The organism is Parahaliea mediterranea (assembly GCF_003402235.1).
In the GTDB taxonomy this organism is placed as follows: Bacteria; Pseudomonadota; Gammaproteobacteria; order Pseudomonadales; family Halieaceae; genus Parahaliea; species Parahaliea mediterranea.
Genome location: NZ_QEWO01000004.1, coordinates 1 through 20,545, shown reverse-complemented (window position 1 = coordinate 20,545; position 20,545 = coordinate 1). Strand labels below are relative to the sequence as shown.

At 65.0% G+C, this 20,545-nt stretch carries 20 protein-coding genes and 1 pseudogene; 9 read left to right on the top strand and 12 right to left on the bottom strand.

The genetic code is table 11. The features are described from left to right. Nucleotides 1–15: 15 nt before the first annotated feature. Nucleotides 16–693, bottom strand: coding sequence for an RraA family protein (locus tag DDZ17_RS12510; RefSeq protein WP_157976616.1), 678 nt, complete (start codon nucleotides 691–693; stop codon nucleotides 16–18). Nucleotides 694–796: 103 nt separating this feature from the next. Between DDZ17_RS12510 and DDZ17_RS12505 the strand changes: the two genes are divergently transcribed. The 6 genes from DDZ17_RS12505 (at nucleotide 797) to DDZ17_RS12480 (ending at nucleotide 6,581) form a co-directional block, all read left to right on the top strand. After that, nucleotides 797–1,813 (top strand): phosphotransferase family protein, encoded by a 1,017-nt coding sequence (locus DDZ17_RS12505; protein ID WP_206613543.1) that lies wholly within the window; start codon nucleotides 797–799, stop codon nucleotides 1,811–1,813. A gap of 78 nt (nucleotides 1,814–1,891) precedes the next feature. Then, on the top strand, nucleotides 1,892–3,184 hold the full coding sequence (gene eno, locus DDZ17_RS12500; RefSeq protein ID WP_116367299.1) for a phosphopyruvate hydratase: 1,293 nt from the start codon (nucleotides 1,892–1,894) through the stop codon (nucleotides 3,182–3,184). Next, the gene (locus DDZ17_RS12495; RefSeq protein ID WP_170150210.1) at nucleotides 3,174–3,839 is read left to right on the top strand and encodes a GntR family transcriptional regulator; all 666 of its coding nucleotides are present in this window, start codon (nucleotides 3,174–3,176) and stop codon (nucleotides 3,837–3,839) included. Before eno ends, DDZ17_RS12495 begins: the two co-directional genes overlap by 11 nt. Before the next feature lie 3 nt (nucleotides 3,840–3,842). Then, nucleotides 3,843–4,784 (top strand): 2-hydroxyacid dehydrogenase, encoded by a 942-nt coding sequence (locus DDZ17_RS12490; protein ID WP_206613542.1) that lies wholly within the window; start codon nucleotides 3,843–3,845, stop codon nucleotides 4,782–4,784. A gap of 14 nt (nucleotides 4,785–4,798) precedes the next feature. Then, nucleotides 4,799–5,695 carry an AEC family transporter gene (locus DDZ17_RS12485; protein ID WP_116367297.1) on the top strand — a complete coding sequence of 299 codons (897 nt, stop codon included), beginning with the start codon at nucleotides 4,799–4,801 and terminating at the stop codon, nucleotides 5,693–5,695. Nucleotides 5,696–5,702: 7 nt separating this feature from the next. Continuing rightward, entirely contained in the window at nucleotides 5,703–6,581 is an 879-nt protein-coding gene (locus DDZ17_RS12480) for an NmrA family NAD(P)-binding protein (protein WP_157976615.1), read from the top strand. Nucleotides 6,582–6,593: 12 nt separating this feature from the next. Here DDZ17_RS12480 and DDZ17_RS12475 read toward each other — a convergent pair whose 3' ends face one another. The 6 genes from DDZ17_RS12475 to DDZ17_RS12450 all read right to left on the bottom strand — a co-directional run bounded on the left by DDZ17_RS12475 (nucleotide 6,594) and on the right by DDZ17_RS12450 (nucleotide 11,881). Continuing rightward, nucleotides 6,594–7,742 (bottom strand): CaiB/BaiF CoA transferase family protein, encoded by a 1,149-nt coding sequence (locus tag DDZ17_RS12475; RefSeq protein WP_116367295.1) that lies wholly within the window; start codon nucleotides 7,740–7,742, stop codon nucleotides 6,594–6,596. Nucleotides 7,743–7,783: 41 nt separating this feature from the next. Then, nucleotides 7,784–8,563 carry an SDR family NAD(P)-dependent oxidoreductase gene (locus DDZ17_RS12470; protein WP_116367294.1) on the bottom strand — a complete coding sequence of 260 codons (780 nt, stop codon included), beginning with the start codon at nucleotides 8,561–8,563 and terminating at the stop codon, nucleotides 7,784–7,786. Between the two features lie 100 nt (nucleotides 8,564–8,663). After that, nucleotides 8,664–9,227, bottom strand: coding sequence for a cytochrome b (locus DDZ17_RS12465; protein ID WP_116367293.1), 564 nt, complete (start codon nucleotides 9,225–9,227; stop codon nucleotides 8,664–8,666). 28 nt (nucleotides 9,228–9,255) lie between these two features. Then, nucleotides 9,256–9,651, bottom strand: coding sequence for a DUF6285 domain-containing protein (locus DDZ17_RS12460; RefSeq protein ID WP_116367292.1), 396 nt, complete (start codon nucleotides 9,649–9,651; stop codon nucleotides 9,256–9,258). A gap of 19 nt (nucleotides 9,652–9,670) precedes the next feature. After that, nucleotides 9,671–10,663 carry a phosphotransferase family protein gene (locus DDZ17_RS12455; protein WP_116367291.1) on the bottom strand — a complete coding sequence of 331 codons (993 nt, stop codon included), beginning with the start codon at nucleotides 10,661–10,663 and terminating at the stop codon, nucleotides 9,671–9,673. A 9-nt stretch (nucleotides 10,664–10,672) separates the two neighbouring features. After that, nucleotides 10,673–11,881: an acyl-CoA dehydrogenase family protein gene (locus tag DDZ17_RS12450; RefSeq protein WP_116367290.1), complete on the bottom strand. Its 1,209-nt coding sequence runs from the start codon at nucleotides 11,879–11,881 to the stop codon at nucleotides 10,673–10,675. A 344-nt stretch (nucleotides 11,882–12,225) separates the two neighbouring features. Here DDZ17_RS12450 and DDZ17_RS12445 point away from each other — a divergent pair, with 344 nt between their 5' ends. From DDZ17_RS12445 to DDZ17_RS12435, 3 genes are read left to right on the top strand one after another with little or no spacing between them, the layout of a single operon-like run. Beyond that, on the top strand, nucleotides 12,226–13,575 hold the full coding sequence (locus tag DDZ17_RS12445) for a spinster family MFS transporter (protein WP_157976614.1): 1,350 nt from the start codon (nucleotides 12,226–12,228) through the stop codon (nucleotides 13,573–13,575). Between the two features lie 39 nt (nucleotides 13,576–13,614). Further along, a complete protein-coding gene (locus tag DDZ17_RS12440; RefSeq protein ID WP_116367288.1) occupies nucleotides 13,615–14,769 on the top strand; it encodes an acyl-CoA dehydrogenase family protein in 1,155 nt (384 codons plus the stop codon). A gap of 3 nt (nucleotides 14,770–14,772) precedes the next feature. Continuing rightward, nucleotides 14,773–15,708 carry a hydroxymethylglutaryl-CoA lyase gene (locus tag DDZ17_RS12435; RefSeq protein WP_116367287.1) on the top strand — a complete coding sequence of 312 codons (936 nt, stop codon included), beginning with the start codon at nucleotides 14,773–14,775 and terminating at the stop codon, nucleotides 15,706–15,708. On the opposite strand, the gene lnt is transcribed toward DDZ17_RS12435, so the two are convergent. The 5 genes and pseudogenes from lnt to DDZ17_RS12410 form a co-directional block, all read right to left on the bottom strand. Then, nucleotides 15,705–17,255, bottom strand: coding sequence for an apolipoprotein N-acyltransferase (lnt, locus tag DDZ17_RS12430; protein WP_116367286.1), 1,551 nt, complete (start codon nucleotides 17,253–17,255; stop codon nucleotides 15,705–15,707). The genes DDZ17_RS12435 and lnt overlap by 4 nt on opposite strands. A 3-nt stretch (nucleotides 17,256–17,258) precedes the next feature. Then, the gene (locus DDZ17_RS12425; RefSeq protein WP_116367285.1) at nucleotides 17,259–18,104 is read right to left on the bottom strand and encodes an HlyC/CorC family transporter; all 846 of its coding nucleotides are present in this window, start codon (nucleotides 18,102–18,104) and stop codon (nucleotides 17,259–17,261) included. Next, on the bottom strand, nucleotides 18,101–18,661 hold the full coding sequence (gene ybeY, locus DDZ17_RS12420; protein WP_116367284.1) for an rRNA maturation RNase YbeY: 561 nt from the start codon (nucleotides 18,659–18,661) through the stop codon (nucleotides 18,101–18,103). The genes DDZ17_RS12425 and ybeY overlap by 4 nt, the downstream gene beginning before the upstream one ends. Beyond that, nucleotides 18,658–19,689, bottom strand: a complete 1,032-nt coding sequence (locus tag DDZ17_RS12415; RefSeq protein ID WP_116367283.1) for a PhoH family protein — start codon at nucleotides 19,687–19,689, stop codon at nucleotides 18,658–18,660. Before DDZ17_RS12415 ends, ybeY begins: the two co-directional genes overlap by 4 nt. Nucleotides 19,690–19,753: 64 nt before the next feature. Next, nucleotides 19,754–20,413 (bottom strand): annotated as a pseudogene (locus DDZ17_RS12410) (TRAM domain-containing protein); the annotation flags it as partial. Nucleotides 20,414–20,545: the final 132 nt, after the last annotated feature.

Sequence of the window (20,545 nt, the reverse complement as noted above, 5' to 3'; positions counted from 1 at the left end):
CCGTTTGTTTCGTCCTCACCCCAGCCGCTGCACGTGCTTCAGGCGCCCGGCGGCCTGGGTGACGGTTTTGCGATCGCCCCCTGCCACCAGCCCCTGCTTGATACTGTTCTCTGTGGCCAGGTGAATTTCCGCATCGGCGATGATCTGTGCAGCGTGCGCGATGGGCAGTACAACGATGCCGTCGGCGTCGGCCAGCAGCAGGTCGCCCGGGTTGATGTTCACCGGCCCGCGTACACCGGGCAACGTAATGGGCTGCTCCACAGCCGTCAGTCGCCAGTACTTGTGTGCGTTCAGGGGCGAGGTGTAGCGGTAGAAGACGGGCTGCTCTAGTTGCTCGAATTCCGCCGCATCGCGAATGCCGCCATCAACAATAAAGCCCGCCGCGCCGCGATTGACCATGCTGGTCACCATGTTGTCTCCAATAATGGCACCGCCGCTGCATTGGTCGGTGTCGATCACCAGAATGCCACCGGGGTAAATGGCATCGTCCAGGGCAAAGGTCGGCAGGCCTTCGCTGACGGTGTCAGAACCCGCCGCGCAGATGACCGGCCCGGCCATGGTGCTGTGCCGGCGCACCGGCAGCAGCCCCGGCGCTGGCACCTGGTGTTCTAGCCCCATCGTGTCCATAACATCGGCTACAACCGCCGACTCCAGCTTCTGCAGCCGTGCAACCAGGGCGTTGGTGGTGTTCATTGCTCGCTCTCCGTTGTGATATATCAGTTGCATATTAACAGGGTTGGCTGCTACCGTGTCCACTCTTTTGGCTATATCGACGGCGCGCGCGAGGGAGGCGGCAGTGCAGCAAGGGAATGACAGCGGGGCACAACTGCCCGACAGCCTGCGCAGTGCCCTGCAGGGGATGGGGTTGCTGGAGCCGGGTGAGCCGGTGCGGGCACAGCCCCTGACCGGTGGCGTTGCGTCCGACATCTGGCGGGTGCAGAGCGGGCCGCATGACTACTGTGTGAAGCGCGCCCTGGCCCAGTTGCGGGTGGCGCGGGACTGGCAGGTGCCCACCCACCGCAATGCCTATGAAGTGGCCTGGTTGGAACAGGCGGCCGCCATTGCACCCGGCTCGGTGCCCCGGGTGCTGGGTCACGACCCCGAGGCCGGTGTGTTTGCCATGCAGTACTTTGCGCCCGAGCACTATCGAAACTGGAAGCAGGAACTGGCCGCAGGGCGCGTGGCGCTGCCTGCGGTAGCGTCACTGGCCACACTGTTGGCGCGGATTCACAGCGCCACTGCGGGGGATGCGACCCTGGCGCGTCGCTTCGACAATGGCGAGTTGTTCTTCCAGTTGCGTCTTGAGCCCTATCTGCACGGTGCGGCGGAGCGGCACCCGGCACTGGCACCCTACCTGCTGCGGCTGGCCGAGGCGGTATCCGGCGAGCGCCGGGTGATGGTACACGGCGATGTCAGCCCGAAGAACATCCTGGTGGGCGAGGGCGGCGTGGTGCTGCTGGATGCCGAGTGTGCCTGCATCGGTGACCCCGCCTTCGACCTCGCCTTCTGCCTTAACCACTTGCTGTTGAAGTGTCTGTGGCAGCCGGCTGGCACGCCAGACTACCTGGCCGCCTACCAGCGACTTTGCCGGGATTACCTGGCCGCGGTGGACTGGGAGCCACCAAGCGCGCTGGCCAGCCGCGCCGCCCACCTGCTGCCGGGGCTGTTGCTGGCGCGGGTCGATGGCAAATCGCCAGTGGAGTACCTGCAGGGCGCGCAGCAGCAACAGGTGCGCCAGTTCGCAACGTTCCACCTTATCAACCCGCCGGATGATCTGGCCGCGCTGGCACACGCCTGGCGCCAGTCGCTGTGACCGGCGCCAGTGAACAGACAACCGCGCGCGGCCGCGCCGCGCAAAGCCGACGAACCCGCGAGAGAGCGATCAATACCCATGAGTGAACTATCCATCAGCAAAGTAACAGGGCGATCCGTTTGGGACAGCCGTGGCCGCCCCACGGTTGAAACCGAGGTCCACCTGGCCTGCGGCGCAGTGGGGCGGGCGATGGCGCCGGCCGGCGCGTCCACCGGCAGTGGCGAAGCGCTGGACCGCCGTGACGGCGGCACGCGACTGGGCGGCTACGGCGTGGATGGCGCGGTGGACGCTGTTAATCAAGTGATCGGACCGGCACTGGTCGGTTGCGATGCCAGCGATCAGGCGGCCATCGACGCCAGCATGGTGCGCCTCGATGGCACCGGCAACCGCCAGGTGCTCGGCGGCAACGCCATGATCGCCACCTCGATGGCGGTGGCCCACGCAGCAGCGGCCGGTTGCGGCGAGCCCCTGTGGCGCTACCTGGCCGGGCAGCGCGGCGATAGTCAGGCCTGCACCCTGCCGGTGCCGGAAATCCAGATATTCGGTGGCGGTGCCCACGCCGAGGGCTGTATGGATCTGCAGGACTTCATGGTGGTGCCCTTCGGCGCGGGCAGCTTTCGCGAGGCCCTGGAGTGGACGGCGGAGATTTACCTCGTCGCGGGCAAGCTGATGGATCGGCGCAACAAACGCTGCGGGGTGGCGGACGAGGGCGGCTACTGGCCGGCCTTCGACAGCAACGAGGCCGCCATTGCCGCCCTGGTCGAGGCGGTGCAGCAGGCGGGATTCTGCCCGCAGAGCCAGGTCGGCCTGTCGCTGGACATTGCCGCCACCCAGTTCTATCACCAGGGGCGCTATCATCTGCAGCGGGACAGCCGCACCCTGGATACCGGGCAGTGGTACCAGCAACTCGGGCAGTGGCTGGCGAACTACCCGATTTGCATGATCGAGGATCCGTTCGTCGAAAGTGACCTGGCCAGTCACGCGGCGCTCACAGCCGAGTTTGGCGCGCGGGTGCAGGTGGTTGGCGACGACCTGCTGGTGACCAATACCGCCAATATTCTCGCCTGCCAGCGCCAGCAGGCCTGTAATACCCTGCTGTGCAAGCCCAACCAGGTGGGCACCCTCAGCGAGGCCTATGCCGCCCACGCCATGGCCCGGGAGGCGGGCTGGAACACCGTAGTGTCCGCCCGCTCCGGCGAAACCGAGGATGTTACCATCGTGCACCTTGCCCTGGGCTGGGGTATACGCCAGCTGAAGGTGGGGTCCTTCGCCCGCTCCGAGCGCATGGCGAAGTGGAATGAAGCCCTGCGTATCGAAGAAGCGCTGGGCACCCGTGCATGCTATGCAGGAGGCGCGCCCTTTGGCCGATAACGCCGTAACCGATGCCGCCCGGTTGTCGAAAACCGAAATCGCCTACCGCCGGCTGGAAGAAAAAATCGTCACCATGGCGCTGGCGCCAGGGGCCCTGCTGTCGGAGGCCGAGCTGGCCCTGGAGCTGGGCCTTGGCCGTACGCCCGTGCGAGAAGCACTGCAGCGCCTGGCGGGCGAGCACCTGGTGGAGATCATGCCCCGGCGCGGTATCCGGGTGGCGGAGATCGACATTGGCAAGCAGTTGCGCCTGCTGGAAGTGCGGCGTTTGCTGGAAGTGAACGTTGCCGGCATGGCAGCGCGGCGCGCCAGCCGCGAACAGCTTACCCAGTTTGCAGCGTTGGCCGATGCGCTCGATTTGGCCGGCGACGAGCGCGATTACCTGGCCTTCCTGCATCTGGATCATGAACTCGACGAATCCCTGATTGCCGCCGCCGACAATGAATTTGCCGCTACCATGCTGCGTCAACTGCACGGCCTGTCGCGGCGCTTCTGGCACTACTATTACCGGCGCGAACAAGACCTGCCCCGGGTGGCGGCGCTGCATGCCGCGATAGCCCGGGCCGTGGCGGCGGCAGATGGCGCCGCCGCCAGCGCTGCATCGGAGGCCCATATGGACTACATCCACGACTTTACCCGCGCCGTACTGGAGCGCTAGATCATGATGCGTGTACTGTTTCAGTACGATGCCGGGCCCCGCCTGCGGGCCGAACTGGCCCGCTTTCGCCAGCAGGACATCGAGGTGCTGGTGCATCCCGAGAGCGCCGGCGCGCCACCGGATGCGCTGCTGGCCGATGTGCAGGCCATCTGGCATGTATTGCAGCCAGTGACGGCGCAGATGATGGCCGCCGCGCCGCGCCTTGCTCTGGTACAGAAAATCGGCGTGGGAGTAAACACCATCGACTTGGCGGCAGCGCAGCAGCGGGGCATTGCCGTTTGCAATATGCCCGGCACCAACAGCCAGGCGGTGGCGGAGATGGCCCTGCTGTTGATGCTGTCTGCCCTGCGCCAGCAGGTGCGCCTGGATAGGGCCTGCCGCAGTGGCGCCTGGTCGGTGGCGCCGCAATACCTTGAGGGTTTTGGCGAGCTGGCTGGGCGCACTGTGGGCCTGGTGGGTTTTGGCGAAGTGCCCCGTCGGCTGGCGCCGGTGCTGCAGGCCCTGGGGGCCGATGTCATCTACACCGCCCGCTCGCCCAAGGACGTGCCCTGGCCCTGTGTCAGCCTTGACCAGCTGCTGGCGCGTGCCGATGTCGTGTCGCTGCATTTGCCCCTGACGGATGCATCGGCGCAACTACTCAATGCCGAGCGTATCGCCCGCATGAAGGCGGGGGCCGTGCTGGTCAACACCGCTCGCGGTGCCCTGGTGGATGAAGCGGCACTGCTGGCGGCCCTGGGCAGTGGCCATCTGGCGGCGGCGGGGCTGGATGTGTTTGCCGAGGAACCCGTCGCCGCGGATCATCCCCTGCTGGCGCTGGACAACGTGGTGGTTGCCCCCCACCTGGCCTGGCTCACCAACGAGACCCTCTCCCGCAGCCTGTCGATCGCCGCGCGCAACACATTGGCCGCCGTGGCCGGTGGCGAGCTTGAGTTTCGCGTGGCCTGAACAGGTCGCTGGGCATGCTGCTGGATATCTTCGCCATTGTCGCCCCGGTATTCGGCCTGGCCGCGGTGGGTTACGGCTGGGCGCGCAGCGGCAGTGACTTTCCTTCGCAGTTCATCACCCGCCTGATCATGAATGTGGCGGCGCCCTGCCTGTTTATTGCGGCGCTGGACAGGGCCACCGTGCAGCCTGGCGATCTCGCTCGGGTGGTGCTGGCGGCACTGTCGGTAATGGGTGCCATGCTGGTCGTCGGTGGTGTGCTGGTGCGCCTTTTGCAGCTGGATGTTCGCGTTTACCTGCCGCCCCTGCTGTTTCCCAACAACGGCAACATGGGGCTTTCACTGTGCATGTTTGCCTTTGGCGACACCGGCCTGGCGCTCGGGCTTGGCATCTTCATGGCGATGACCGTCAGCCAGTTCAGCCTTGGCATACTGATTGTCGATGAGTCCTCTGGCGGGGCACGCAAGCGCCTGCTGGAACTGCTGCGCCAGCCCATCCTGTACGCCGCGGCATTCGCCGTCACCAGCCTGGTACTCGGTTTCAAGCTGCCTGCATGGGCAGCCAACACCCTCAACCTCATGGGCGGTGTGACCATTCCCCTGATGCTGATGACCCTGGGTGTCTCGCTGGCCCAGCTGCGGGTGGGCAACCTGCCGCGGGCCCTGCTGGTATCGGGCCTGCGCTTGGGCGGTGGCTTTGCATTGGGGCTGGCTGTGGTCAACCTCTACGGCCTGGAAGGCACCGAGCGCGGCGTGGTGCTGCTGCAGGCGGCAATGCCGGTGGCAGTCTTCAATTACCTGCTGGCCATCCGTTACCGGCAGTCTCCCCAGGACACCGCCGGCATGGTGGTGCTTTCTACGCTGCTGTCTTTCCTCACGCTGCCACTGCTGTTGCGTTTTGTACTGACGGGGTGAGGCGATGATGGCGGCAGCACCGACCTTACTGGTGATGGGCGCGCGGGGGCAGGTGGGCTCTGCGGTGCTGGCGGGCCTGCTGGATGACAGCGTCAACCGGGCGGAAGTGCGTGTGATTGCCGCCCATTCCGGCAGCCGGGCGCTGCCGGCTGGCTGCGACTTGCGCTGCGCGCCGCTGGATGACAGTGATGCACTGCTGCGTGCGCTGGAAGGGGTGGACCGCGCCTTTCTGATGGTGCCCTTTGGCGCGGCGATGGTGGAGCGCGGCGCCCGCTTTGTAGAGGCGGCGCGCCAGCAGGGGGTGGGTTTCATTGTGCGCTTGTCGGGCCTGGCGGCGGGGCTGGACTCCGCATCTGCCATGGGCCGTTGGCAGGGCGCGGTGGATGCCGAACTCATCGGCAGTGGTATCGACTACTGCATTTTGCGCTGCAACAGCTTCATGCAGAACTTCGCCGGCCTCTACCGGCCAATGCTGCTGCGCGGGCGATTGGCACTGGCCCAGGGGGCAGGGCGCAGCTGCTTCATCGACACCGAGGGCATCGGTCGCGCCGCTGCCACAGTCCTGCTATCACCCGCAGCTTACTCAAATACCGTGCTGGACCTACACGGCCCCGAGGCGCTGGACAATGGGCAGGCCGTGGCAATTATCGGCGCCGCCAGTGGCCGGGCCATCGAATACCGGCCAATTTCAGAAGCCAGGGCCCGTGCCGGCTACCAGCGGGCGGGGCTGCCAGACTGGGAAGTGGACGTGTTCGCCAGCCTGGATCGCTTCCTGGCGGCGGATGGCGGTGTCGGCCCCGCCGCGACACTGCGCCAGTTGCTGGGGCGCGAGCCCACCTGTTTCAGTGAATTTTCCGCCCGGCGGGCGGCGTTGTGGCGTGCTTAGTCGTTTGTCGCGTCAGCCCGGGATGGCCCCGGCTGCCCTTAACGCGGCGGATTTTTCCGCCGAGTAGCCCAGCTCCGCCAGCAGGGCATCGGTATCGCTGCCCGGCGCCGCTGAGGCGCGCGGCGTGGCCGGCTGGCTGCGGCTGAACTTTGGTGCCGGCGCCGGCTGCACAATGCCGTCGACGGTAATAAAGCTGCCCCGGGCGATATTGTGTGGATGGTCGGGGGCCTCGGTGAGAGACAGTACCGGGGCGAAGCAGGCATCGGTGCCCTCCAGCAGCTGGCACCATTGGTCGCGACTACGCTGGCGAAAGATGGCCGCCAGCCGGGCTTTGCGGTCGCCCCAGGCCTGGGTGTCGTGCTGGGGGAAGAACTGCGTTTCGTCGGCGCCGATGGCCTTGATGAGCAATTCGTAGAACTGCGGTTCCAGTGGGCCGATGGCAATGTACTGGGGCTCCTGGGTGGCTTCGGTACGCGTTTCGTAGACTTCGTAGAAGGGCGCGCCGGTATCGAGCAGGTTGCTGCCGCGCTCGGTACTGTGCCGGCCCATGCCGTGCAGACCGTAGAACACGGCCATCAGCGCGGCGGAGCCTTCCACCATGGACGCGTCCACCACCTGACCCTGGCCGGAGCGGCTTTTTTCCAATAGCGCGCTCAGTATGCCCAGCGCCAGGAACAGGCCGCCACCGCCGTAGTCCCCCGCCAGGTTGAGGGGCGGCAGGGGCGGCTCACCGGCCCGGCCAATGGCGTGCAGGGCGCCGGACAGGGCAATGTAGTTGATGTCGTGGCCAGCACTCTGGGCCAGGGGGCCGCTCTGCCCCCAGCCGGTGATACGGCCGTAGACCAGGCCCGGGTTGCGCGCCATGCAGGGCTCTGGCCCAAGGCCCAGTCGTTCTGCCACTCCCGGTCGAAAGCCCTCGTACAGGGCATCGGCGCCGCTGCACAAATCCAGCACTAGTTCCACGCCCTCCGGCTTTTTCAGGTCCACGCACAGCGAGCGACGGTTGCGCATGCACACGGCGTCATCGCGTTTGCCGGTATGGCGGGTGGGGCGCTCGATGCTGATGACTTCCGCGCCCAGGTCCGACAGCAGCATGCCGCAGAAGGGGCCGGGGCCAATACCCGCCAGCTCGATAATTCTGAATCCCTGCAGTGGGCCCATAGGTTGGTGTCCTGAAATAGAGGTGAGCTGGTGATTGGCGCTTATTTCGGCGGCATGCGAATGCCGCCGTCCAGGCGGATCACCTCGGCATTCATGTAGGGGTTGGTGACGCATTCCATCACGGCAAAGGCCAACTCTTCGCCGGAGCCCAGGCGTTTGGGAAACAACACCGACTCTCCCAGCTTGGCTTTCCATGCCTCGGCGGCCTCCCCTTCGCCGTAGATCGGGGTGTCGATCAGGCCGGGGGCGATGGTGTTTACTCGCACGCCAATGGCGCTGAGGTCGCGGGCGATGGGCAGGGTCATGCCGACAATGCCGCCCTTGGATGCTGAGTAGGAGGCCTGGCCGATCTGGCCATCGAAGGCCGCCGCCGATGCCATGTTCACAATCACGCCACGGCTGCCGTCGGCATCCATCGGCGCCGTTTTGGACATGGCCGCGGCGGCCCGGCTGAGCATGTTGAACGTGCCGATCAGGTTGACCTTGATCACAAAGGTGAAATTCTCCAGGTCCAGCGGCACCCCGTTGCGGTCGATGGTGCGCGCCGGCGCGCCGAGCCCGGCGGAATTGACACAGACCCGCAGGGGGCCAAGGGCACAGGCGGCGGCCACGGCGGCATCGGCATCGTTGGTGCTGGTTACATCGCATCTGGCGAAGGCACCGCCGATATCCGCCGCCACCTGCCTGCCGCGCTCTTCGTTCAGGTCGGCGATGACCACCCGCGAGCCGGCGGCAGCCAACTGGCGCGCGGTGGCCTCGCCGATGCCGGAGGCACCGCCGGTAACAATGGAGGAACTTCCTTCAAGATTAACGCGTGGCATAACATTGTCCTTTGTGTGAGGAATGAGTGTCTGTTCGAATTGGCTGTGTGATAGCAGGGCCAGGAGCCTGCAGCGGTTTATATCATCCAATCGGCATGCGTTAGCGCCCTGGGCCTGCCCACATGCGCCGCAGCACGTCGTCTTTGACGATCCAGTGGTGGTACAGGCTGGCACCGATATGGATGGCCACCAGTATGGCAGCAGTATTGCCCAGCCAGATGTGAACCCTGAGTATGCTGTCTGCCAGAGGGCGATTCTCCCCGGCGAACTGTGGCAGATACCACAGTTCGAAGAGTTTCACCGGATAGTTGCCAATGTCCGAGCCGACCAGGCCGGAAAGCCCCAGTACCACAATCAACCCGTACAGGCTCCAGTGGCTGAGGTGAGAGGCGCTGCGCATCCAGCCGGGCATACTGGCAGGCAATGCGGGCGGCGGGTGGCGAAAGCGGTGATAGAGGCGATAGAACACCAGCGCGAACACCAGTGTGCCGAAGGTTTTGTGCCAGTAGATGACCTCGCCGAACTTGGCGTAGTCGGCTTTGTTGTTGCGGTAGTCGAGAGTGCCGAAGTACAGCCCGATGCCCAGGGCGATCAGAAAGCACAGCGCCGACGACCAGTGCAACAGGCGGGCGGTGCGGTCGTAGCCGGGTTGATGTGATGTCATAGCGAGGTTCCGTGGTATGCCGCCGTGCTCAGTAATTGTTGAATTGCCCGCTCTGCTGATACTCGCGATAGGTCGAGTAGCCCGGGTTGTCGATGGCGATTTTGTCCAGCGTGGTCGCCAGGAAGTGCGCCATCAGCGCCTCCGGGCCCTGGTCGTAGTCGCCGGCCCGGATACGTGCTATCAGCGCGGCATTGAGTGAGTCGGCATCGCCCGCCTGATCCAGCAGCGCCGCCAGCCGCTGTTGTTCGGCGCCGGTCATGGCCGAGCCATTCGCCAGTTCGCGGCCGACGATATTCAGGATATTGATGGCCACCCGGCTCTGGTAGATCAGGTTCTTGTCGTCGAGATTCGGCAGGAACTGCGTTTCCAGCATTTCCCGTACGCTGGCAATCAGTTCGCTGCTATCCGGTCGATTAGTGGGCATGATGAATCTCCAGTGGGGCTCAGCGCGCCCGCGCATCGCTGAGCAGGGACAACAGGTCGATTTCCGTCTCGGAAACGCGGCGGCCGATGGCGGCGCGGTTCACCGAGCGGTCGATGCCCTTCAGGTGCACGCCGGTCTGGTAGAGGCAGATCAGCCCCCACTTCAGCACGCCCAGCACTTCCCAGAAGAACACCGCATCCTCGTCCAGTTCACCGCCGGTTTCGCGGTAGCCGCGGTAGAGATCCTCGCGGGTGCCAAAGCCTCCTACCGGCAGTGAGCGGTTGCCAAAGCGCCAGGAATTCACGCACAGCCAGCCGAGGTCTTCCATCGGGTCGCCCAGGTGGGCCAGCTCCCAGTCGAGAATGGAGACAATGCCGCTCTCGTCCACCATCAGGTTGCCGTTGCGAAAGTCGGCGTGCACCAGGGTTTTACGTGTGGCAGCGGGCCGGTTTTGCTGCAGCCAGCGAAAAGTGTAGTCGAACAGGGGCACGGCTTCGCCAAAGCCGGCGTAAAAGCGCTCCAGCGCCGCCAGTTGCGGCTCGACGCTGAGGTCCGGCAGAAAGTCCAGTGCCGTCACCGGCACCCGGTGGATGTCGGCCAGCAACTGGCCGCTCTGGCGGGCCATGCCCGCGCGGGCGGCGGCGAACCGCTCCTGGCGCAGGATCTTCTGGGGGATGGTCTCGCCCTCCACCCGTTTCATCACAAAGCCTTCCCCCAACTGGTCCTCGGGCTCAATCACCAGAATGATCTGCGGTGCCAGTACGCCGTGGGCTACCGCGTGGGATTGCACGATGGCTTCCATGCGCTTGTCGATGCCCATTTCGAAGGGCTCGCCGCCGTGGGCCAGGCGCAGGATGAAATCCTCCGCGCCGTCGCCCTGATGCAGGGTGAAGCGCCAGGTCTGGGCGGCGGAGCCACCGGTCAACAGGCGCAGGCTGTCGATGTGGTAGTCGCCGCTGATACTGCGGGCAAGGGCGCCGGTGAGTCGCTGCTGTACGGTTGCTTTGTCCATTGTTTGGCGTCAGACCAGTTCGCTGTCGCGTTCGCCAAAGTCCCAGCCCGGGCCGCCTTCGGTGTACCGCTTTAGAATCTGGCGCGCGACGGACTGCACATGCACCTCGTCGGGCCCGTCGTAGATGCGGCCCTCGCGGGCGTGGCGATACATGCGCGACAGAGGGGTGTCATCGGTCAGGCCCTTGGCGCCAAACACCTGGATGGCGCGGTCGATAACGTTGTGCAGCATCTGCGCGCCCACCACCTTGATCACGCCAATTTCGACCCGGGCCGGGTCGCCACTGTCGATGCGCTGCGCCGCCTGCAGGGTGAGCTGCCGGCAGGCGGAAATTTCCGACAGGCTGTCGAAGACGTGCTTCTGCATCAGCTGCTTGTCGGCCAGGGAACCGCCGAAGGCGCTGCGTTCGTGCAGGCGTTCGCACATCAGGTCGAAGGCGCGCTGGGCCTGCCCCAGCCAGCGCATACAGTGGAAGATGCGGCCTGGGCCCAGGCGCTTCTGGGCGATCAGAAAGCCTTCGCCGCGCCGGCCCAGCAGGTGATCCTCGGGCACCCGGATGTTGTCGTAGGCCACCTCAAAGTGGCCAGTGTTCAGGCCCAGCACCGGCGTGTCGCGCAGGATGTTGTAGCCGCGCACGTTGGTGGGCACCACGATCATGCTGAAGGCCTTGTGCGGTGGTGCATTGGGTTCGGTGCGGCACATGATGGTGGTGTAGGCGGCCTCGTCGGCGCCGGTGGTGAACCACTTGCGGCCGTTGATTACCCAGTGGCCGTCTTCCAGCTCCGCCCGTGTCTGCAATTGGGTGGGGTCGGAGGAGGCGATATCCGGTTCGGTCATGGCGAAGCTGGGATAGATGTCGCCGTTCACCAGGGGCGCCAGGTACTCGGCCTTCCATTTCTCGCTGGCGTAGCCGTTGAGCATGATGGAGTCCTGGTGGCTGAGGGTGCCAAACACCTTCTGGGCAAACTCCGAGCGGCCCACCACCTCGTTGATGTAGACATACTCCATAAACGGCATGCCCTGGCCGCCAATCTCCTTCGGGTGCCCCAGGGCCCATAAGCCTGCCGCCTTGGCCTGCTCTATCAGGTCTGCCATGGCGAGGTTGGCTGCGGTGCGATCACTGCCCTGCAGCACCGGCTCGGCGGGATAGATTTTTTCTTCGAGGAAGGTTTTGACCCGGGAGCGAACCTCTACCCAGTCCAGTGTCGTGTCGGTCATTGCGCGATCCTGTGGTGGTGACGTTGTTATTGCCAGCTTGCCTGTTGTGCCGCCCGCTGTGCAGTGTAGATCGATTTTAATAGATATTAAACTAATTTTGTTTGCGCTAATTTTTTGGCGGTATGCATTGCCCGCAGGGCTCACATCAGTTGTGGCGTTGCGGAGGCCGGGAGCGCTGCCCGACGCTTTCTGGCGCCATGAGTGCTGCGGCAGCCAGTGCGCCTTGACATTTAATCATCATTAAAATAGTTTTCTCTGCATTAAGTTCTGCCGGCAGCGGCAGAGCCTGCAACTGCCCGGACAGGCCGGCGGCAGACAGCATCCTAAACACGGGGAGAATGGCGGTGGAAGCTATTCACAATAACAGGGCCGGGGCTGCGGCCCCGCCGACCGCCGGCTGGTACCCCTGGTACGTGGTACTGGTGCTCATGCTGGCCCAGACCTTCTCCTTCATCGATCGCATGATTATGGGGCTGCTGGTAGAACCGGTACGCGCCAGCTTTGGTATCAGCGACACCCAGTACAGCCTGCTGGCGGGCATGGCCTTTGCCGTGTTCTACGCAGTGATGGGCCTGCCACTGGCGCGCATCGCCGACCGTTACAGCCGGCGCTGGCTGATTTCCATCGGCATTGCCGTATGGAGCGTGATGACTGCCCTGTGTGGCCTGGCGCAAAGTTTCTGGGGCCTGTTCCTGGCCCGGGTGGGGGTCGGTGTGGGCGAGGCCAGCCTGTCGCCGGCGGCTTATTCAATGATCACCGATTATTTCCCCCGGGGGGTGCTGGCCCGGGCCCTCAGCCTGTATACGGTGGGGGTGACCATTGGGTCCGGCCTTGCCTACATGATTGGCGCCGAAGTGGTGGCTTATGTGGAGAGTCTCGGCGAAGTGATTGTTCCCCTGATTGGCAGGGTCGAAGGCTGGCAGGCGACCTTTCTGGCGGTAGGCCTGCCAGGTGTGCTGGTGGCCGTTCTGATGCTGGCCACGGTGCGCGAACCCGAGCGCAAAGGGGGGCTGGCATCGGCCGGGCAGGGCATTCCGGTTGCCGAGGTGGTGGCCTTTGTGGCCGCCAGAAAGCGGGCCTTTCTCTGCCATATTCTGGGCATGTCCGCCTACATCATGGTGGTGTTCAGCCTCAACGTGTGGGGGCCGACCTACCTGATGCGGGGCTTCGGCTTTGCGCCTTCCACCGCCGGCTGGATCACCGGCATGGCGATGATGATTGGCGGTACAGTTGGCTTGTTATCAGGTGGCCTGATCGCCGATCGCTGGTTCTCCCGTGGTAACAGCGACGCCTACAGCCAGGTCATCATGATAACCGCTGCCTGCCTGCTGCCCTTTGCCGTGGCCATGGGTTTTGTGACCGACCCGACCCTGGCAGTGGCCTGCCTGTCTCTGGCTATTTTCTTCTCCGCCTTTCAGGGCGGTATTTCCGGTGGCGTCATCCAGCTGATGACCCCAAACCAGATGCGTGGCCAGGCGGTGGCGCTCTACTTCCTCGGCGCCAATCTGCTGGGGCTCGGCCTTGGTCCAACCGTGGTGGCCGCCACCACAGACTACGTATTCCAGAGCGATGCTGCCCTTGGCAAGTCCATCGCCCTGGTGGCGGCGGTGCTGGTGCCGCTGGCGCTGGCGGTGATGCTCTACGGTGCCAGGGCGCGTCGGGAGGCCATTCTGGAGGCCCAGCAGTGGAGCTGACAGAAGCGGCGCAGATCAGAACACCTTCGGGAGACAGACATGGAGCAGCGTAATTTCACCGAGGAACACCAGATGTTCCGCGAGGCCTTCCGCCTCTTCCTGGAGAGGGAGGTAGTGCCCCATCAGGCTGCCTGGCGGGAGCAGGGCATGGTGTCCCGCGACCTGTGGTTGAAGGCCGGCGAGCAGGGCTACCTTCTGCCCTGGGCGGACGAGGCCTATGGCGGCCTGGGTGTCAGCGATTTTCGCTATACCCAGATCCAGATCGAAGAACTGATGCGCATTGGTGAGACCGGGTTTTATCTGCCCCTGCACAGCGCGCTGGTGGCGCCCTACATCGGCAATAACGGCAGCGAGGAACAGAAACAGCGCCTGTTGCCACCCTGCATTCGCGGCGAGAGCATTCTGGCGGTGGCCATGACTGAACCCGGTGCCGGCAGTGACCTGGCCGGCATGAAGGCCACGGCCGAGCGCCGTGGCGACGACTGGGTGCTCAACGGCGCCAAAACGTTTATTTCCAATGGCCAGCTGGCGGACATTGTCGTGGTGGCGGCCAAGACTAACCCGCAAAAGCCGCGGGAAATCGGCCTGTTCCTGGTGGAGCGAGGGATGGCGGGCTTTGCGCGCGGCCGTCATTTGAAGAAGCTGGGCATGCACAGCCAGGACACATCCGAGCTGTTCTTTGACAACGTGGTGGTGCCCGCCGCCAACGTCTTGGGTGACCCGGCAAAGGGCTTCCACTACCTGATGGCCGGGCTGGCGGAAGAGCGCCTGATTGCCGCCGCCACCAATGTCGCGTCGTGTCAGGCGGCCTTTGACTGGACCATGGACTACATCCAGGAGCGCCAACTCTTTGGCCGGCGCCTCGGCGCCATGCAGAACACCCGTTTCAAAATGGCGGAAATGCGCACCGAAATCGACATTGCCCAGGTGTATGTGGACCACTGCGTGACCCTGCTCAACGACGGCCGCTTGACCGGCGATGCCGCCGCCAAGATCAAGCTGTTTTCCAGCGAGTTGCAGGCGCGGGTAGTGGATGAGTGCCTGCAATTCTTCGGCGGCTACGGCTACATGGATGAATACCCCATCAGCCGGGCCTATGCCGATGCCCGTATCACCCGCATTTTTGGCGGCACCTCGGAGGTGATGAAGGAAATTATCGCCCGCTCCATCGGCTTGACCGAGCAGGCAGGTTAGGCGATGGCGCGCAGCGAATCGGTGGTAATCAACGAGGTTGGGCCGCGGGACGGCCTGCAAAACCAGGCGCGGGTGCTGGCGCCGGCACAGCGTGTGCAGTTGATTGAAAGCCTGCTGGCCACCGGCATCAGCGCGGTGGAGGTCGGCGCTTTCGTGTCGCCGAAGGCGGTGCCCGCCATGGCGGGCACCGACGAGGTGGTCGCCGCACTGCCGCCGGGCGCCGCGGACTACTCGGTGCTGGTGCCTAACCTGCGCGGTTACGAGCTGGCCCGGGAAGCGGGTTGTACCACGGTCAATCTGGTGGTGGCCGCCAGCAACACCATGAACGAAAAAAACATCCGCATGTCGACCGCGGACGCGATGGCGGTGAGCCGGGACGTACTTGCCCGGGCGAGTGAGGCGGGCATTGCAGTGCAGGCCTACGTGGCAACCGCCTGGGAGTGCCCCTTCGAGGGCGCCGTATCCGCCGCAGAAGTCATGCGCCTGTCCGGCGACCTGCTGGAAGCCGGGGCAGCCAATATTGTGCTGGCAGATACCATCGGGGCGGCGTCGCCCGGTGCGGTGGAGACGCTGGCCGCCGAGGCGGTTGACGCCTTCGGCAGCGAGCGCCTCACCTGCCACTTCCACGATACCCGGGCTTTTGGGGTGGCCAACACCTACGCGGCCCTGGGGGCGGGCATTCGCCGCTTCGATGCCTCCATCGGCGGGCTGGGCGGCTGCCCCTTTGCCCCTGGCGCCAGCGGCAATATCGCCACCGAGGATCTGGTATTGCTGCTGGGGCAGGAGGGGTTCAGCACCGGCGTTGAGCTATCCGCCCTGCTGCGCAGTGTGCAGCTGGTTGGCGAGTTGACCGGCGCCTGTGTCGGCGGCCGCGCCTGGCGCTGGCTGACCCTACAGCAGGAGAAGGGTCGCCTGCGGGGCGAGCAGGTGGTGCGCTAACCCGGCGTGCCAGCCTGGCGCTGGCGGCGCCGCTCTCCGGGCTGGCTGTACCAGATGGCGGCCATCACCAGCAGCGCCAGGGCGCTGCCCCCCACCATCGGCCATACGCCAAAACTGGTAAACGGCGTGCGGCCCAGCATCACCTGGGCTTCGCCGCTGAGTACGGTTTCCACAAACTGCTCGCTGGCGGCGGTGATGTGGCCCTGGGGGTTGATGATGGCCGACACGCCGTTGTTGGTGCCGCGCAGCACGTAGCGGCCATTTTCCAGCGCCCGCATCTGGGCCATCTGCAGGTGCTGCAGGGGGCCGATGGAATCGCCAAACCAGCTGTCGTTGCTCACTGTCAGCAGCAGGTCGGCGTTGCGCGCCGCCACGGCGGCCTGCTGGGGATAGGCGATTTCGTAGCAGATCAGCGGTGCCACCCGCCAGGGCCCGGCGCGCAGGGGCGGCTGGTCGCTGTGGCCGGCGCTGAAGCCGGACATGGGCAGGTCGAAGAAGGCGATGAGCCCCCGCAGCCAGTCCTCCAGTGGCACGTATTCGCCAAAGGGCACCAGCCGCTGTTTGTGGTACACGCCCGCGCCACTGCCCAGGGCCACCACGCTGTTGTAGTACTCGCCGCCCTGCTCGCCACGCCAGGGAACGCCGCTGATCAGGGTGGTCTCGCCGCTGGCGGCGCGCCGGGCGAGGGGCTCAAACCAGGCTTGCATGTCCTGGTAGTAGCGCGGCACGGCGGACTCGGGCCAGATCACAATGTCCTTGCCGTAGAGCGGGTCCATCACCTCGCCGTACTGGCCCAGGATGTGCGGCAGGTAGCTGCGCTCCCATTTCAGCTGCTGGGGGATATTGGGCTGGTAGAAGGCGATCTGCAGCGGTGTTTCGTTGGCCGGCGCCACCCATTCCACGGGCTTTAGCAGAGCGCCGCCCACCCAGGTTACGAGCAGGGCGGTGGCGGCGGAAATCCACACCGAGGCGCGCCGTTTGCGCCAGGCAATGTACAGGCCGCTGGCGCTGAGGGCGCAGGCGAAGGACAGCCCGTACACGCCGGTTACCGGCGCCCAGCCCGCCAGCGGGGTGTCGATATGGGCATAGCCCAGATAGAGCCAGGGAAAGCCGGTGAGGAACCAGCTGCGCAGCCATTCCGAGAGCACCCACAGGGCCGGAAAGCCCATCAGGACCCCGGCCGGCAGGCCCCGCACCCAGCGCACGTAGCACCCGGCAAAGATCAGCTGGAACAGGGCCAGGCCGGCGCAGAACAGCACGGTGAGCAGCAGCGCCAGGGGCACCGGGGCGTAGCCGTAGACGTGGATGCTGACATAGACCCAGGACGTGCCGGCGCCAAAGAAGCCCAAGCCGTACAGCCAGCCGCGCCACAGGGCCTGGCGCAGACTGGTGCCATCCAGCAGGGCGCACAGCAGCAGGCAGGAGAGAATGCCCGCCGGCCACAGGTTGTAGGGTGCCAGCGACAGGGTGACCAGGGCGCCGGCGATCAGGCTGGCCAGCGCCGCCGCCCAGCGCGGCAGGCGCTCCACCGGCAAGGGGGCCGGCACCGCTCAGTCTTCCACGGGCCGCATGCGCAGGCTGTGGATCTTGCGCTGGTCGGCGTTGATCACCTTGAATTCAAAATTGTCGATGGTGGTGACCTCGTTGCGCGCGGGCATGTGACCGAAGGCCTGGATGACCAGGCCGCCGATGGTGTCGAATTCCTCGTCGCTGAAGGTCGTCTTGAAGTGCTCGTTGAAGTCTTCAATCGGCGTCAGGGCCTTGATGAAGTAGTCTTCGTCGGAGATTTTGCGGATGAACTGGTCTTCTTCGTGGTCGGTTTCATCCTCGATGTCGCCGACGATTTCCTCCAGCACGTCCTCGATGGTCACCAGCCCGGCCACACCGCCGTATTCGTCAATGACGATGGCCATGTGGTTGCGGTTCTCGCGGAATTCCCGCAGCAGCACGTTGAGGCGCTTGCTCTCTGGCACCACCACGGTGGGGCGCAGCAGGTCGCGAATCTGGAAGCTGTCGTTGTCCTTGGCCAGAATCTGCGGCAGCAGGTCCTTGGCCAGCAGAATGCCCAGCACGTCGTCGGGGCTGTCGCCCACCACCGGGTAGCGCGAGTGGGCGGAGCGGATGATCTGCGGCAGCATTTCCTCCAGCGTGCACTCCGCCTTGATCACCACCATCTGCGCCCGCGGGATCATGATGTCCCGGGCCTGCATGTCGCTGACCTTCATCGCCCCTTCCATGATGCTGCGGGCGTCCTCATCGATCACCTCGTTCTCAGCGGCAATGGTGAGAACCTCTTCCAGGTCGTTGCGGCTGTGAGGGTCCGAGGAAAAGAGCAGGGCGATCTTTTCGAGCCAGGACTTGTCGCCTGATTCGCTGCCGTTGCGGTCTTCGCTCATTGGGGGCTGTGCTCCTTGGCGGTGTCTGCGGTCGTGCCCGAGCGGTCCGGGCGGGGTGGTTGTGCCGTATCGGTGCGGTTATTGGTGTCGGTGCTGGCGTCGGTGACGGTGTACGGGCAGGGATAGCCCAGGCCAGCCAGCACCCGGGTTTCCAGGGCTTCCATGGCCTCGGCCTCGCTGTCTTCAATATGGTCGTAGCCCAGCAGGTGCAGGGTGCCGTGCACGCACAGGTGGGCCCAGTGGGCCGCATCGCTCTTGTGTTGCGCCCGGGCCTCCTCGGCCACCACCGGCGCGCAGATGACCATGTCCCCCAGCAGGGGCAGGCCCAGCTCGGCGGGCAGGTCGGAGGGAAACGACAGCACATTGGTGGGGCGCGGCTTGCCCCGGTACTGGCCGTTGAGGGCGGTCATTTCCTCCCGGTCCACCAGGCGCAGGGCGATTTCGGTGTCCTGGCCGTCGCGGTGGCCGGCGAGGGCGGCGTCAATCCAGCGTCGTATGTCGTCCTCGTCGGGTACAGGCTCGGCGGTGGCGCGCTGGATATCCACGGTGAGGGTCACGGTCGGCTCTTGTCCAGGGGGGTGGCGCGGTCTTCGGCGGCGTCGTAGGCCTCGACGATACGCTGCACCAGGGGGTGGCGCACCACGTCCTTGTTGCCAAACCAGGTAAAGCTGATGCCCTCCACGTCGGTGAGGATGTTGCTGACGTGGGTCAGGCCGCTCTGGGCGCCCCGGGGCAGGTCGATCTGGGTGGCATCGCCGGTGATGACGGCGGTGGAGCCAAAGCCGATGCGGGTCAGGAACATCTTCATCTGCTCGCGGGTCGTGTTCTGGGCCTCGTCGAGAATAATGAAGGAGTTGTTCAGGGTGCGCCCGCGCATGAAGGCCAGCGGTGCTACCTCGATCACGTTGCGCTCGATGTACTTGTTGACCGTCTCAAAGCCCAGCATTTCGTAGAGGGCGTCGTACAGGGGGCGCAGGTAGGGGTCGATCTTCTGGCTCAGGTCGCCAGGCAGAAAGCCCAGTTTCTCGCCGGCTTCCACCGCCGGGCGCACCAGCAGGATGCGGCGCACCTTTTCTTCCAGCAGGGCCTCCACCGCGCAGGCCACGGCCAGGTAGGTCTTGCCGGTGCCGGCGGGGCCAATGCCGAAGTTGATATCGCAGTGCTTGATGGCGCGCACGTAGCCCTGCTGGTTCTTGCCGCGGGGCTTGACCGAGGCGCGCTTGGTGCGAATGACCTGGATGGCCTCTACCTGGCCTTCGCCGGCGCTGTACTCCTGCAGCGATTCCAGGCCGGCCTGCTGCAGTTGCAGGTGCAGGGATTCCGGCGACAGGCCCACGCCCTGGCAGACCTCGGCATAGAGGTGCTGCAGCAGCCGGGCACCGGCGCGCACCTGGTCGGCGGGCCCGCTCAGCAGGAATTGGTTGCCCCGGTTGTTGATGGTAATGCCCAGGCGCTTTTCGATCTGGCGCAGATGGCTGTCCAGCTGGCCGCAGAGCAGGGCCAGGTGGCGCGGGTCATTGGGTTCCAGGGAAAGGCTTTGTTGTGTCGGCGCCTCGCTCGGAGGCGTCGGGGATTCACTGTTCAAATCGTTAGTCGGCCACAGGGGGCAAGAGATTGAAATTCAAAGGATAACCCGGAATCTGTCCCAGTCAACCAGGCAGCAACTCGCCGCGCAGGGAGTTGGGCAGGGCCTCGTGCACCAGAATGTCGGCAAACTGGCCGATCAGCGCCAGGTCGTCGCAGGCGAAATTGATCACCCGGTTGTTCTCGGTGCGCCCCTGCAACTGGCCCGGGTCCTTCTTGGACACGCCGGTGACCAGCACCCGGTGCGCCTTGCCCACCATGCGCCGGCTGATGTCCTGGGCGTGCTGGTTGATGCGGGTCTGCAGGATTTGCAGGCGCTGCTTCTTGGTGTCTTCGCTGGTATCGTCGGGCAATTCCGCCGCCGGGGTGCCGGGGCGGGCGCTGTACACAAAGCTGAAGGAGGTGTCGAAGCCGATATCTTCCACCAGTTTCATGGTGGCGGCGAAATCCGCCTCGCTCTCGCCCGGGAAGCCGATGATGAAGTCCGAGGAAATGGAAATATCCGGGCGAATTTTGCGCAGGTGGCGAATCTTGGACTTGTATTCCAGGGCCGTGTGGCCGCGCTTCATGGCCATCAGAATGCGGTCTGACCCACTCTGCACCGGCAGGTGCAGGTGGTCCACCAACTGGGGAATGTCGGCGTAGGCCTCAATCAGGGCGTCGGAAAACTCCACCGGGTGGGACGTGGTATAGCGGATGCGCTCGATGCCGGGAATGCGCGCCACAAAGTGGTTCTTCGTCATTTCATGTGGATTTCAGGATCGAGCCCGCAGGGCTGGCAATCAGGTAGATCATGGTCATGAACGTCTCCGTGTTGCGATATCCCCGAGCTCTGGCACGCGCCGCCTGGAATATGC